This is a genomic window from Phycisphaerales bacterium AB-hyl4 (assembly GCA_041821185.1).
Taxonomy (GTDB): domain Bacteria; phylum Planctomycetota; class Phycisphaerae; order Phycisphaerales; family Phycisphaeraceae; genus Natronomicrosphaera; species Natronomicrosphaera hydrolytica.
Genome location: JBGUBD010000011.1, coordinates 39,253 through 51,214, shown reverse-complemented (window position 1 = coordinate 51,214; position 11,962 = coordinate 39,253). Strand labels below are relative to the sequence as shown.

Sequence of the window (11,962 nt, the reverse complement as noted above, 5' to 3'; positions counted from 1 at the left end):
TGCTCATCTCTCATTGCCTTCGCTTACGTGTCGGTTTAGCCCTATTCATCATTTATCGTAGAAGGCACGTTGGTCCGACGCTGCACTATCGCCGAAATGGGGTGTGTGCGGCTCCTCCTCACAAGGTAGTGTCGCAACGCGGCTGATTATTCCCCTCGCTTTGACAGATTCGTGGTCACTGGGCGTTTGCGCCTTCGTTAGCGGCTGGCCAGGCGTCGGCTGAACGGATGAGGTGCAGCAGATGGGCGGCCAGATCGTCGGCCGAGCGGCGTCGACGGGCGCGGGGGAGATCGGTGCGGCCGGCGGCGAAGCTGCGCAGCAGGCGATTGGTCAGGTAGGAATCGAAGTTGACGCTTCGGGCGATGCTGAATTGTTCGATGGCGTCGGAGAGGACGGGGTGGCCTTGTTCGAGCAACTCGATGAGGCGAGCGGCGGGGGGCTCGGTTTCGCTGATCAGGTGTCGGCGGGCGACGGATAGCAGCAGCGGACGATGGGCGCGAAGCAATGTGGAGCGGATGTCGCGGGCGTTGGCGAGGCAGTGGTCGAAGGCGTCGAGGTCGCGGCCGCGCGGTTCGTGGCGGTGCAGCGCGTCGCGGATGCGGCAGGCTTTGTACTTGAGGTAGTTGTAGCGGATCAACAGGGAACGCACGTCGGCAGTGGCCAGCGACGGGTTTGTAAAGTCGGCGTGCAGCGCGGCGGGCAGGTCGGCGAGGTTGGGAGCGAGAGCAGTCGGGGCGGCGATGTGCTTTGCTTCGGCGTGGGAGGGGGGCGTGTCGGCGGTCGGGCGACGGAGGATGACGGCGTCGGCGTCTTCGCGGTCGAAGATGGGCGAGGCGACGTAGTCGAAGTGAAGTCGGCGAAGCTCGGCGGCGCGTTGCTGGTGAATCGCGCGGTAAATGGTGGCGCGCGTGCGGTGGAAGCGGCGAGTGAGCTTGCGGACGGGGACGTTCATGCGATAGGCCCGTGCGATGACGCGGCGCTGGCGTGGTGTGAGTGGGCCGGTGCGGTCGGTGAAGATGGGGTTGTCGGGTTGGGCGCGGTCGTGCTTGTCGAGGATGAGGCGGATGGTTTCGAGTGCTCGGCCGGTGCGGCGGGCGAGGTGGGTAGCGACCTGGTTGAACGAGACATCGCGGGCCTCGGCGAGGCGACGAGCGCGCGTGATGATGGCCTGCCTAGCGTCGGGGTCGATTTGGGTGAAGGCGGCGGCGCGTTCGATGCGGTGGTCGTGGTCTTGTTGGAAGTGGTCGAGCGCGGCGCGGGGGATGACGATCTGCTTGCGGTCGGCCTGGGGGCGGGGCATCCATCGCCAGCGGAGGCCGAGCTTACGCCAGCGCGCGATGGTGCGGGGGTTGACGTTGAGACGGTCGGCTAGCTGGTCGACGGTTTCGCATGGGTCGTTGTCGTCGGCGGGCATGTCGACGGATCGGCTGAGCTGGTCGATGATCAGGCGGAGGTCGGGTTGAATGGCTTCGCCGACGAGGAGCAGCGAATCGTTGTCGGCGCGGGTTTCGGGGCGGTAGCCGGTGAGGCGGTAGATGATGAAATCAAGCGGGTAGGTGCGCTGCGGGGCGAGTTCGTCGTGGAGGCGTTCGGCGCGGCGGACCTGTTCGATGCGACGGTTCGGCGGAGCGAAGGCGAGCTGGCGTGCGAGATCGCTCAACGAGGCGCAGCGGTAGGGCTGGGTGAGGCGACGACTCATGGGGAAAGTTTAACGGGCGAGGGCGGTGATGAGGTTTTCAATGTCCGTGTCGGTAAGGTCGGCGCGGAGGCTGAGGCGGACGCGGGCGGTGTTGGGCGCGACGGTGGGGGGGCGGATGGCGACGGCGAGGTAGCCAGCTTGCTGGAGATGGCTTGCGAGGGCGAGGGCGCGCTCGGCAGTGCCGACCTGGAGGGGGATGATGGGCGTCGGGTAGTCGGTGGTCGGCAGGGGCCAACCTTGGCCTTGCAACGCGGTGCGGAGGCGGGCGGAGAGGTCAGCGAGCCGGTGGCGTCGCTCGGGCTCGTCGCGGATGACATCGAGCGCGGCGGCGATGGTGTCGGCCTGGGCGGGGGGGACGCCGGTGGTGTAGATGAAGGCGCGGGCACGGTTGATGAGGGTGTCGATGATGGGGGCCGGTGCGGTGACAATGCCGCCGAGCGAGCCGAGGGCTTTGCTGGCGGTGGAGATGATGATGGGGATGCGGTGGGCGACGTGCTGGGCTTCGGCGAGGCCTGTGCCGGTCTGGCCGAGGACGCCCGTGCCATGGGCCTCGTCGACGATGAGGATGGCGTCGTAGCGGTCTGCGAGGTCGCAGAGAGCGGGGAGGTCCGCGGTATCGCCGTCCATGGAAAAGACGGAGTCGGTGACGATGAAACGGCGAGGAGGGCGGGGGTGGGAATTTGGAATTTCGGATTTCGGATTTCGGATTTCGGATTTGGGAGTTGGGGTTTGCTGGTGGCGGGCGAGGAGGCGGGTGAGCTTTTCGTGGTGGAGATGAGGGTAGGTGCGGACGTCGGCGGGGGTGGCGCGGGCAGCGTCGATGAGGCTGGCGTGGGTGAGCTTGTCGATGGCGATCAGGTCGCCCTGGCCTGCGAGAGTGGAGAGCACAGCGAGGTTGGCGGTGTAGCCCGTGGGGAAGAGGAGGGAATTGTAATTGCTGATTGCTGATTGCTGATTGCTGATTGAGAAGCCGGGGGGGGCGGTGGGGTGTTTGAAGGCGGAGAAGCGTTGTTCGAGGGATTGGTGGGGGGTGAGGTGGCCGGTGACGAGTCGGCTGGCGGTGGCGCCGGTGCCGTAGCGGTTGATGGCGTCGATGGCGGCTTGCTTGAGGTGCGGGTGCTGGCTGAGTGCGAGATAGTCGTTGGCAGCGAGGTTGATCAGGGGCTTGCCGTCGAGGTGGACGATGCGGCCGACGGCGGGGCGGGGGGTGAGTCGGCGGCGCAAAGATCGCGCGTCGAGTTGATCGAGGTCATCACGCAGTTCGCTTAGCAGTTGTTCGAGCATGAGCAGGCGACGGGCGTGGCGTCACACGCCGGTCTCGGCCTGGCCGTCGAGGGTGGGCGACATACTGGAGGCATCCTCATCGTCGGTGAGGGTCTGCTTCATCAGTCGGCCGACTTTGAACTTGACGGTTCGCTTGGGCGGGACCCAGACTTCCTGCAGGGTCTTGGGGTTCTGGGCTTTGCGGGCACGGCGTTGCTTGACCTCGAAGACGCCGAAGTCTCGGAATTCGAGGCGATTGCCTTTGCCCAACTCGACGATGATGGAGTCGAGAAAGCTTTGGACGACTTTTTTGACCACAACGCGCTTTTCGCCGGTGGCATCGGCGATCTGGTCAATGAGTTCTTTTTTGGTGATTGTGGCCATTCTGAGTGGAGCCCCTCGTTGACGGGTTCAACAGCGAAATTGGTAGGGCGATCCCCCGTGGATCACTCGCATGCAGGCCTGGACTCAAAAATTCGATCAGGCGAACGAAACGGATGCACAACGCGGATCAACACGAATCATGTGGGGCCGCCTCCTCCGGGTGACGACGAATCAGTCATTAAGTATGCCAATCAACCGGGTTGCGGTCAAGCCCCAAATCCTGCTGCAAGACGGAATTAACCCAGACTGGCCGATTAGTGGGCTTGGAGGCATATTGCGGGCGAGACCTGGCAGGACGGCGGCTAGGCTGCTTGTCGGCTCGGCGGTGTGAGCCTAATATTCGCGTTATGCCTGTTGACGCCAGCCAACTTGTGATCGTCCAATATCCGGACCCGGTGCTCCGTTGCAAGGCCAAGCCCATTGCTTCGGTCACGGACGAGGTGCGGGCGGTTGCAACGAAGATGATCGAACTGATGCACGAAGCCCGCGGCGTCGGCCTGGCTGCGCCGCAGGTGGGGCTGAGTTGGCGGATGTTCGTCGCCAACGTCACCGGCGAGCCGGGCGAGGACCAGGTTTTCATCAACCCCGTGCTCCGCGAGCCCGGCCGGGCGAGCGAGCCGCACGACGAAGGCTGCTTGAGCATTCCCAACGTCACCGCCGAGGTCACTCGGCCGACGAGCATCACCATCGACGCGATCAATGAGCAGGGCGAGCCTTTCACCCTCACCGCCGCCGGCCTGCCCGCCCGCGTCTGGCAGCACGAGACCGACCACCTCAACGGCGTCCTCATCCTCGACCGCATGACCCCGGCGGACCGGATGGCCAACAAGCGGGCGATCCGAGAGCTGGAACGAGCTTGATGAAAGGCAGGGTTTCTGGTTTCTCGTTTTTGGTTTCTCGTTTTCGGAACCGGCGTTGCGGGCGTTAAACTGCCCCGGTCCACCGCGATCCGCTGATCGTAAAAACCAGAAACGAGAAACCACAGACCAGAAACCCTTGCTCATGTGCGGCATTGCAGGCATAGTTCAGTTTGATGATCGGCCGACGCCGATGGGGCGCGTCGAAGCGATGCGTCGCCACCTGCGACATCGCGGGCCCGACGGCGACGGTGTGAGCCAGCACGACCGATGCGCGCTGGCTCACACCCGCCTCTCGATCATCGACCTGCTCAGCGGCAGTCAGCCGATGCACCTGCCCGGCCTGCCGAACGCCGACGGCGAGCCGCCGCCCAAACACAGCTCCGCCGGGCCGCTGCACCTGGTGTTCAACGGCGAAATCTACAACCACCGCGACCTGCGTCAAAAGCTTGAACGTCGAGGCCACACCTTCGCCTCCGACCATTCCGACACGGAAGTGCTGCTGCTGGGCTATCGGCAGTGGGGCGATCAACTACCGAAACACCTGCATGGCATGTTCGCGTTCGCCATCTGGGACGAACAGGCACGCACGCTGCTGCTCGCCCGCGACCGTGTGGGGAAGAAGCCACTTTACTTTCAGCAGCAGGGCAAGACGTTCGCGTTCGCCAGTCTCGTCGCCACGCTGCTGGCGGGCGACACCGCCGAGCCGACGATCGACCCGCTGGCGATGCTCACGTTCCTGCGCTTCGGCTACCCGTTCGCGCAGTCGATGATCGCGGGCATCGAAGAACTGCCCCCGGCGCATTGCATGACCGTCGACGCGAAGGGGCGACGTCAACTCGACCGCTACTGGCGTCCGCCGCCCGTGTCGCGAACGAGCACCGCGTTGGGCGCGGTCGACGCACTGGAAGAAGTCATCGACGAAGCGGTGCGCAGTCGCCTCGAAGCAGACGTTCCGCTGGGCTGCTTTCTCTCCGGTGGGATCGACTCGTCCATCATCGCAGCGCTGGGCCAGCGCTGCCTGCAACAGCGCGGCGACGGACCGCTGAAAACCTTCAGCGTCGCGATGCCCGCCATCGGCTATGACGAGTCGTCACACGCCCGCACGGTGGCCGAGCATCTCGGCACGGAACATACCGTGCTTCAGGCGAAGGCCGACGACGCGATGGCCGACCTCGAACGCCTCATGGCCGTCGCGGGCGAGCCCACTGCCGACAGTTCCATCCTGCCCACGCACTGGCTTTGCCGTGTCACACGCGAACACGTCAAGGCGGCGTTGTCCGGCGACGGCGGTGACGAACTGTTCGGCGGCTATGACCGCTATCGCGCGCTGCGCCTGCTCGCAACGCATCGGCCCTGGTTGCGTGCGTTGCCGACGTCACTGTTGCATACCACGAATGCGAAGAGTCGACGTACTGCATTGCGTCGGCTCATCGAGGCCGGGCGTGCGGGGGCGAGCCCGGCTACGCAGTATCAGCAAATGGTGCATCTGTTCACCGAAGCGCAGATTCGCGAATTGGGCATGGTCGGTGTAAGCGAACTGGCCAGTGCCGGGACACCTGCCGTGCCTGATTGGACGAACGAAGGCGACGCCGTGCACGCGGCGATGCGCTGGGACCTGACGCATTACCTGCCGTTTGAAGTGTTGCGGAAGGTGGACCGCGCGTCGATGGCGGTGGCGTTGGAAGTGCGTTGCCCCTTGCTGGATACGCAGGTGTGCGATCTGGCCGGGCATCTGCCGCCGCGCGTGCTGATGCCCGGCGGTCAACCCAAGGGGTTGTTGCGTCAACTGGCGCGGTGGTATCTGCCCGCGTCGATCGTGGGTCGGCGGAAGCAGGGCTTCGCTGTGCCGATCGGCAACTGGTTCCGCACGCACTTGCGCGACGCGTTGGCCGACCGGCTGACGGCCGGCGACCTCAGTCGGCTTGGCGTCAGCGAAACGGAGGCTCGGCGGTACTTTGATGAGCACCTCGCCGAGCGTGCCGATCATACGCATCGCCTGTTCGCGCTGCTTCAGTTGGCGTTGTGGCGTCGCTGGCTTGATGCGGAAAAAATTTGACTCGGCGAAGCGGTCAATGGTGTTTTCACCTATCGCGAAAACGTCCTTCGAGTCGATGAAGCGGTCAATGGTGTTTTCACCTATCGCGAAAACGTCCTTCGAGTCGATATAGTTGAATAAGAACAACCCGCGACCTGTCAACACTTTCTACGAGCAGGCCTGATGCCGGGGTAGGCCATACCTGCGAGTCGACTTCGGGCAGCGCGTCGCGGGTTATTTTATTGCCTTCATCTGCTTGTGTGCAGAAGCAGCGGCTACAGGTCAGATTAAGAGCGCAAAGAAAAACGGCGGACCGTTGCCGGCCCGCCGTCGGTAGATTCACATTGTCGTCGACAGGTTTACTGGCCAACGCCCATGTCAGGCACCATCGGCTCAGGTGCTTCTTCACCGTCGTTAAGCTTCTCAAGAAGGTTTTCGGTCACGTCCTGCGGCTCGATGCCCTCGGCCGTGTACACGACTTCCAAAGCGATCACGTCCACGCCGGTTTCCTCGGCGACCTCGGGCAGCGCTTCGTCGAGCGCCGACTCGTACGTGCCGATGATGTTCTGCTGCGCCTCCTGAAGCCGCTGCTGAAGCTGCATCATCTGCTCCTGGTTGCCCTCCTGCTGGGCCTGCTGAGCTTCCATCTGCAGTTCCTGGAATTCCTGCATCAGCTCCCCGAGAGCATGGTAGCCGCTGAAGACCAGATCCTGCTGGTATGTGCCGATGCGCAGGCCTTCGCCTTCCTGGGCCTGGCTATGGTTGGCTGTGGTCATTACCGTGGCGCCAGCTGCCAGTGCGACAGCCACCATGCCACCAAACAGACCACGCCGAATCTTTGAGCTTGTCATAACGATTCATCCTTTCCGAGACGATAAAAAAAACGGGAACATGGCCGTGCCGTGACGACCTTCGCGATGCACGTGCCCGGCTGATGAGACATCGCACTGGCGACCCCTCTGCACGCCGGGCATGTTGGACCATAGGTTCGTCAACCGGCCTAAGCAAGCAAAATGCCCAGCGACCGACGTGGCCCGTCAACGCCGAGCCCCGTGCGACAGGCCCGACAGACGTCCATTCATCGACGGGCCTCAGTAGGCGCCGCCACCAGCGTTGTCACCGTCGTCACCCTCTTCGGGGTCCGGCAGAGCGGGCTGATCGTTCATGCCCTGATCCTGCGTCGCCGGCTCTTCCGCGGGCGGTGCGCCGAGCGGATCGGGATCTTGAGCCCCGTTCTGCTCTTCAACCGCTGGCGGCGGCGGCAGATCCGGCTCGCCCATGCCCTCGTCGCAGCCAGACAAAGCCCCGGCTGCGCCGAACAACATGGCTACGGCGCCACCCGCGAATAGTTTGCTAACCTTCATCATCAACACTCCTTGCGATCACCGCCCGAGTCATTCGAAACCCACGCGGCTTCGAAATCCCGGGCCTACCCTCAAATTCGACGGCCGAATCATGGCACTGCCAGAAGCGGTGGGCTTCATACGCGAACACTCCCCGCCGCACCGCTCCGAGTTTCAGCCGCCCTTGTTCAACCCATACCCATACGAGTCGAGGAGGTTCGGCCGATTTATAAAAAGTCGGACTAATCGCCGGTATTAAGGAATAAGTCTGCAAACATCCCCCTGACAAACAACCGCGCCCGGCACATCGACGTCAATGATCACTATGGAGAAAAACGCCCATTGTCACCCCAATCCGCCCAAAGCATCATCCGACAGGCCTGCTCACGGCGTACTTTTATGTCGGCCCATGCGGCCGAGCGCGATACCATAGAGATTCTCAACGGGGAACGTAATCACGCAAAGTCCGGAATAACGCTCGGCGGGCGCGGGTTGGCCATTACAGACAGGCGGGGCGTTCCCACCACTCTCGTGTTGATGTCGGCCGTATTGTTACGGTCGACGATTTCAGAACAAGGTTGCTTCGGCAGCCATGCAGCCAAGGAGATCTCGGCAATGCTAAGCAAGACCAAGACATGGACAGGCCTCACAGCAATCGCAGCAGCAACCGCGCTGGCCTTCAGCGCAGCGCCCGCCTTCGCGGAAGACGGACCCAAGGCCGTCGTCGGCGAAAGCGCACCGCAATTCGAACTGCCTGACCTCGACGGCGAACATCACAGCCTCAGCGACTACGAAGGGCAGATCGTCGTGCTTCATTGGCAGGGCATCGAATGCCCGTGGGAGATTGACCAGTATCAGACGATCCTGTCGGGCATCTACCGCGACTACCAGTCGCACACCGATGACGAAGGCAATCAGCGCATCGTCTTCCTCAGCATCAACTCCAACCACACCGAGCCGGTCGAAGCCATCCGCGAGTACGTCGAACAATGGGACGTGCCTTACCCCACGCTCAAGGATGAAGGTAACGAAATCGCTGACATCTACGGCGCTCGCACGACGCCGCACATCTTCATCATCGATGAAGAGCAGACCCTTCGCTACAAGGGCCACCCCGAAACCACCCCCGTCGCCCTCGCCGACGTCGGCCAGGGTGAAGATCAGTATCTCGTCGATGCCCTCGACGCACTGCTCGCCGGCGAAGAAATCGAAGTGACCGATACGGTCAGCCGAGGTTGCAGCATCAAGCGCGTGAGTCGCTGACACGCAGCGATGCCGCTTGATCGCAAAGCATGACACATTGACTCAGGGCCCGCGACACACGTCGCGGGCCCTGTTTTATGCGCCGCCCTATGACGGCAACACGGATTGAGACGTGCAACATTTAGCCGCGGTGCTCGCACCGCGCTCTTCCTCGCTCTCCCGCACGCAGGTGGGAGCGCACTCGTCACAATAAAACACGCGACAGATCATGCCGTCGCGCTTATGCTTGTATGAGCTTCCGTCGGCTGTACAACCGTTGACCTGCCGGACCAATTTCGCCCGCAAGCACCATGGGATTGCGAACATGATGACATACCACTTTGCCTACCCACGCCCGAGCGTCCGCCGTCTGTCCGGTTCATTGGCATGGCTCGCCTTGTGCCTGCTCGCGTTTACGCCGACGTTTGCCGACGACGCTCCCGACGCACCTGCACCGGACGCCGTGCCTGAGGCAGCGCCCGACGAAGCGCCCGAGGCAGTGCAAAGTCGAGAACTGGTCGGCTGGCTGGAACTGTCCGGCCAACTGCGTGACGGCCCGCCGCCATTCGCCTGGGTTGGCGAAGATGAAGCAGGCCCATCGCTCCAACGCGTGCTTCGTCAACTCGAACGCGTCACCACGCAAGACAACTACCAGGGACTGGTGATCTACTTCGACCGCCCCGAACTGTCGCTGACGCAGATCAATGCGATCAGCCAGGGCATTCGTCGCGTGCGTGAAGCGGGTAAGCAGGTGCTCACCTTTGCCGAGTCCTACACGATGCTCGACTACCTGCTCGCTGCGCAGGCGGACATGGTGTTGTTGCAGCATCGCGGCGCGGTCGAGTTGTCCGGCCTGTCGATGGAAGAGATCTACCTCGCCGGCCTGCTGGACAAGGTCGGCGTCAAGGCCGACGTGATGCAGGTCGGCCAGTTCAAAGGCGCGGACGAGCCGCTCACCCGCCAGGCGCCCAGTGAAGCGTGGGATGAAAACATCAGTTCGCTGCTCGACGACCTTTACGACCAGTTGCTTGATCGCATCGCGACCGGCCGCGAGTTGGATCGCGATGAGGTCGAAGCGATCCTCCGTGACTCGTGGGCGCTGTCCGACCGCGACTACGTCGAACGCGGCGTGGTTGACCGCCTGACCGACCGCGACCTGCTCGACGTCACCGAAGCGCAGTTCGGCGAGCAGTTCGCTTACGACGACCTCATGGGTCGGCGGTCGCAGACGTCGCGACAGGCAGACAACCCGTTCGCGTTCTTCCGCATGTTGCTTCAAGAGCGTCGGCCAACGACGCGTCGCGACGCGATCGCCGTCGTGCGAGCCGTGGGCCCGGTGACCAGCGGCGAGTCGAGCTATGGCAGCGGCCTGTTCAGCTCTGACGCGATCGGTAGCCGAACGATTGTCAAAACACTTGGCGAAATTCGAGACAACGACGACATTAAGGCGGCCGTGGTGCACATCAACTCGCCCGGCGGCTCGGCGCTGGCCAGCGAGGTGATCTGGCAGGCGATGCGCGACCTGGCCGAGCATAAGCCTGTGTTCGCCAGCATCGACGGTCTCGCCGCGTCGGGCGGTTACTACATCGCCGCCGGTGCGGACGAGGTATACGTTGCGCCGCAATCAATCCTCGGCTCGATCGGTGTGGTCGGCGGCAAGATCGTGCTCGGCGATCTCTATGAAAAAGTGGGGCTGGACGTGCACCGCCGCAGTCGCGGGCCGTTGGCGGACATGTTCAATAGTGTCGAGCCGTTTACCGATGAGCAGCGCGACGCGGTGCGATCGGGGCTGGAGCGGATCTACGATCAGTTCATCGACCGCGTTGAGATCGGCCGGGGCGATCGCCTGGCCGACGTCGAAGCGGTCGCGGAAGGTCGGCTGTTCACGGGTCGACAGTCGGTCGACAACGGCCTGGCTGACGAGCTTGGCGGGCTCGGCGACGCCATCGCCGCCGCTGCGCAACGGGCCGGGCTCGACGAAGGGCAGTACGACATCATTCACCTGCCGCCGCCGATGAGCCTTGGCCAGTTCATCGACGATCTGTTCGGCGTGACCGCGCCGACGCAGCAGGCCGCGCTAATGCGACTCGGCCAGCAACTGCTCGGCCCCGAGGCGTGGGGCTCGGTGCAGTCGGTGATGCAGGGGCTCATGCTGTTGCGCGACGAGCCGGCGGTGACGCTGATGCCCTACGTCATCATCATTCGTTAAAATCCTTCAGCGAAAATCAGTGACGCAGCGCGCCGCTTCCGCCGCCGCGCGGTACAGCCAACGTTGTCCGAGATGGAGTCTCCATGAAAACGGCAGTCATACTTCCGGCCGCGGGGGCGGGCCGACGGTTTAACGACGACACGCAGGCCGGGCAAGCTTCGAAGGTCGAGCTGGAATTGGCGGGTAAGCCGGTGTTCTTGCGGTCGATCGACCTGTTCCTGCGACGGGACGAGGTCAGTGACGTGTTGCTGGCGGTCGCACCAGACAAGGTGGACGCGTTCACAGCGCGGTGGGGCGATACGCTGCGGTTTCATGGCGTGCGGATCGTGCCCGGCGGCACGGTCGAGCGGTGGGAGACGGTCACGAAAGCGCTGGCGGAAGTGCCGGCCCATTGCACGCATGTTGCGGTGCACGACGCGGCTCGGCCGATGGCCAGCGATGCGCTGATTGATCGCATCTTCACCGCCGCGGCGAAGCATGACGCCGTCGTGCCGGGGCTGGCGGTGACGAGCACGCTCAAGCGTGTTGAGGCGGCGGCGGTCGATGACGAGCCGGAGGCCGACCCGTTGGACGCGATCTTCGGCGATGTTGGCAAGCCGACGCAGCCCACCTTGCAACAGGTCGTTGAGACCGTGCCACGGGCGGGGCTTGTCGCGGTGCAGACGCCGCAGGTTTTTACGGTCGACCTCCTCCGGCGGGCCTACGCGCCGATCATCGACGGCAAGCTCGACCCGGCCGGCGTGACGGACGACGCGAGCCTCGTCGAAGCATTGGGCGAGCGGGTGTACGTCGTCGAGGGCGACGCCGGCAACATGAAGCTGACGCGGCGGGAAGACGTGCCGCTGTTCGAAGCGATCATTGCCAGGCGTGACGCCGACGAACAGGCGGAGCGCAGCCGACGGGCGCTGCGCGGGTAAGCACGACGTT

The 11,962-nt window shown here is 63.7% G+C and carries 10 protein-coding genes; 5 read left to right on the top strand and 5 right to left on the bottom strand.

All coding sequences use genetic code 11. The features are described 5' to 3' along the window. Positions 1 to 175: 175 nt before the first annotated feature. Genes ACERK3_15585 through ACERK3_15575 form a run of 3 tightly spaced genes read right to left on the bottom strand, consistent with a single transcriptional unit; the run spans position 176 to position 3,346 of the window. The gene (locus ACERK3_15585; GenBank protein MFA9479709.1) at positions 176 to 1,699 is read right to left on the bottom strand and encodes a hypothetical protein; all 1,524 of its coding nucleotides are present in this window, start codon (positions 1,697 to 1,699) and stop codon (positions 176 to 178) included. Between the two features lie 9 nt (positions 1,700 to 1,708). Then, a complete protein-coding gene (locus ACERK3_15580) occupies positions 1,709 to 2,983 on the bottom strand; it encodes an aminotransferase class I/II-fold pyridoxal phosphate-dependent enzyme (protein ID MFA9479708.1) in 1,275 nt (424 codons plus the stop codon). Positions 2,984 to 3,004: 21 nt separating this feature from the next. Beyond that, complete coding sequence (locus tag ACERK3_15575; protein ID MFA9479707.1) at positions 3,005 to 3,346, bottom strand: HU family DNA-binding protein; 342 nt, start codon at positions 3,344 to 3,346, stop codon at positions 3,005 to 3,007. Between the two features lie 347 nt (positions 3,347 to 3,693). Here ACERK3_15575 and def point away from each other — a divergent pair, with 347 nt between their 5' ends. Beyond that, positions 3,694 to 4,206 carry a peptide deformylase gene (def, locus tag ACERK3_15570; GenBank protein MFA9479706.1) on the top strand — a complete coding sequence of 171 codons (513 nt, stop codon included), beginning with the start codon at positions 3,694 to 3,696 and terminating at the stop codon, positions 4,204 to 4,206. 142 nt (positions 4,207 to 4,348) lie between these two features. Further along, a complete protein-coding gene (asnB, locus tag ACERK3_15565) occupies positions 4,349 to 6,262 on the top strand; it encodes an asparagine synthase (glutamine-hydrolyzing) (GenBank protein MFA9479705.1) in 1,914 nt (637 codons plus the stop codon). A 338-nt stretch (positions 6,263 to 6,600) separates the two neighbouring features. Here asnB and ACERK3_15560 read toward each other — a convergent pair whose 3' ends face one another. Together ACERK3_15560 and ACERK3_15555 are read right to left on the bottom strand one after the other, a co-directional pair. Continuing rightward, complete coding sequence (locus tag ACERK3_15560; GenBank protein ID MFA9479704.1) at positions 6,601 to 7,092, bottom strand: hypothetical protein; 492 nt, start codon at positions 7,090 to 7,092, stop codon at positions 6,601 to 6,603. A gap of 240 nt (positions 7,093 to 7,332) precedes the next feature. After that, on the bottom strand, positions 7,333 to 7,608 hold the full coding sequence (locus ACERK3_15555; protein ID MFA9479703.1) for a hypothetical protein: 276 nt from the start codon (positions 7,606 to 7,608) through the stop codon (positions 7,333 to 7,335). Between the two features lie 591 nt (positions 7,609 to 8,199). Between ACERK3_15555 and ACERK3_15550 the strand changes: the two genes are divergently transcribed. The 3 genes from ACERK3_15550 to ACERK3_15540 all read left to right on the top strand — a co-directional run bounded on the left by ACERK3_15550 (position 8,200) and on the right by ACERK3_15540 (position 11,952). Then, complete coding sequence (locus tag ACERK3_15550) at positions 8,200 to 8,847, top strand: redoxin domain-containing protein (protein ID MFA9479702.1); 648 nt, start codon at positions 8,200 to 8,202, stop codon at positions 8,845 to 8,847. A 304-nt stretch (positions 8,848 to 9,151) separates the two neighbouring features. After that, positions 9,152 to 11,035, top strand: coding sequence for a signal peptide peptidase SppA (gene sppA / locus ACERK3_15545; GenBank protein ID MFA9479701.1), 1,884 nt, complete (start codon positions 9,152 to 9,154; stop codon positions 11,033 to 11,035). 83 nt (positions 11,036 to 11,118) lie between these two features. Further along, positions 11,119 to 11,952 carry a 2-C-methyl-D-erythritol 4-phosphate cytidylyltransferase gene (locus ACERK3_15540; protein MFA9479700.1) on the top strand — a complete coding sequence of 278 codons (834 nt, stop codon included), beginning with the start codon at positions 11,119 to 11,121 and terminating at the stop codon, positions 11,950 to 11,952. Positions 11,953 to 11,962 lie beyond the last annotated feature (10 nt).

Coding starts and splice junctions, on each gene's coding strand:
- ACERK3_15585 (MFA9479709.1), bottom strand. CDS start 1,699: ATGAGTCGTCGCCTCACCCAGCCCTACCGCTGCGCCTCGTTGAGCGAT.
- ACERK3_15575 (MFA9479707.1), bottom strand. CDS start 3,346: ATGGCCACAATCACCAAAAAAGAACTCATTGACCAGATCGCCGATGCC.
- sppA (MFA9479701.1), top strand. CDS start 9,152: ATGATGACATACCACTTTGCCTACCCACGCCCGAGCGTCCGCCGTCTG.
- ACERK3_15580 (MFA9479708.1), bottom strand. CDS start 2,983: ATGCTCGAACAACTGCTAAGCGAACTGCGTGATGACCTCGATCAACTC.
- ACERK3_15550 (MFA9479702.1), top strand. CDS start 8,200: ATGCTAAGCAAGACCAAGACATGGACAGGCCTCACAGCAATCGCAGCA.
- ACERK3_15560 (MFA9479704.1), bottom strand. CDS start 7,092: ATGACAAGCTCAAAGATTCGGCGTGGTCTGTTTGGTGGCATGGTGGCT.
- ACERK3_15555 (MFA9479703.1), bottom strand. CDS start 7,608: ATGATGAAGGTTAGCAAACTATTCGCGGGTGGCGCCGTAGCCATGTTG.
- ACERK3_15540 (MFA9479700.1), top strand. CDS start 11,119: ATGAAAACGGCAGTCATACTTCCGGCCGCGGGGGCGGGCCGACGGTTT.
- def (MFA9479706.1), top strand. CDS start 3,694: ATGCCTGTTGACGCCAGCCAACTTGTGATCGTCCAATATCCGGACCCG.
- asnB (MFA9479705.1), top strand. CDS start 4,349: ATGTGCGGCATTGCAGGCATAGTTCAGTTTGATGATCGGCCGACGCCG.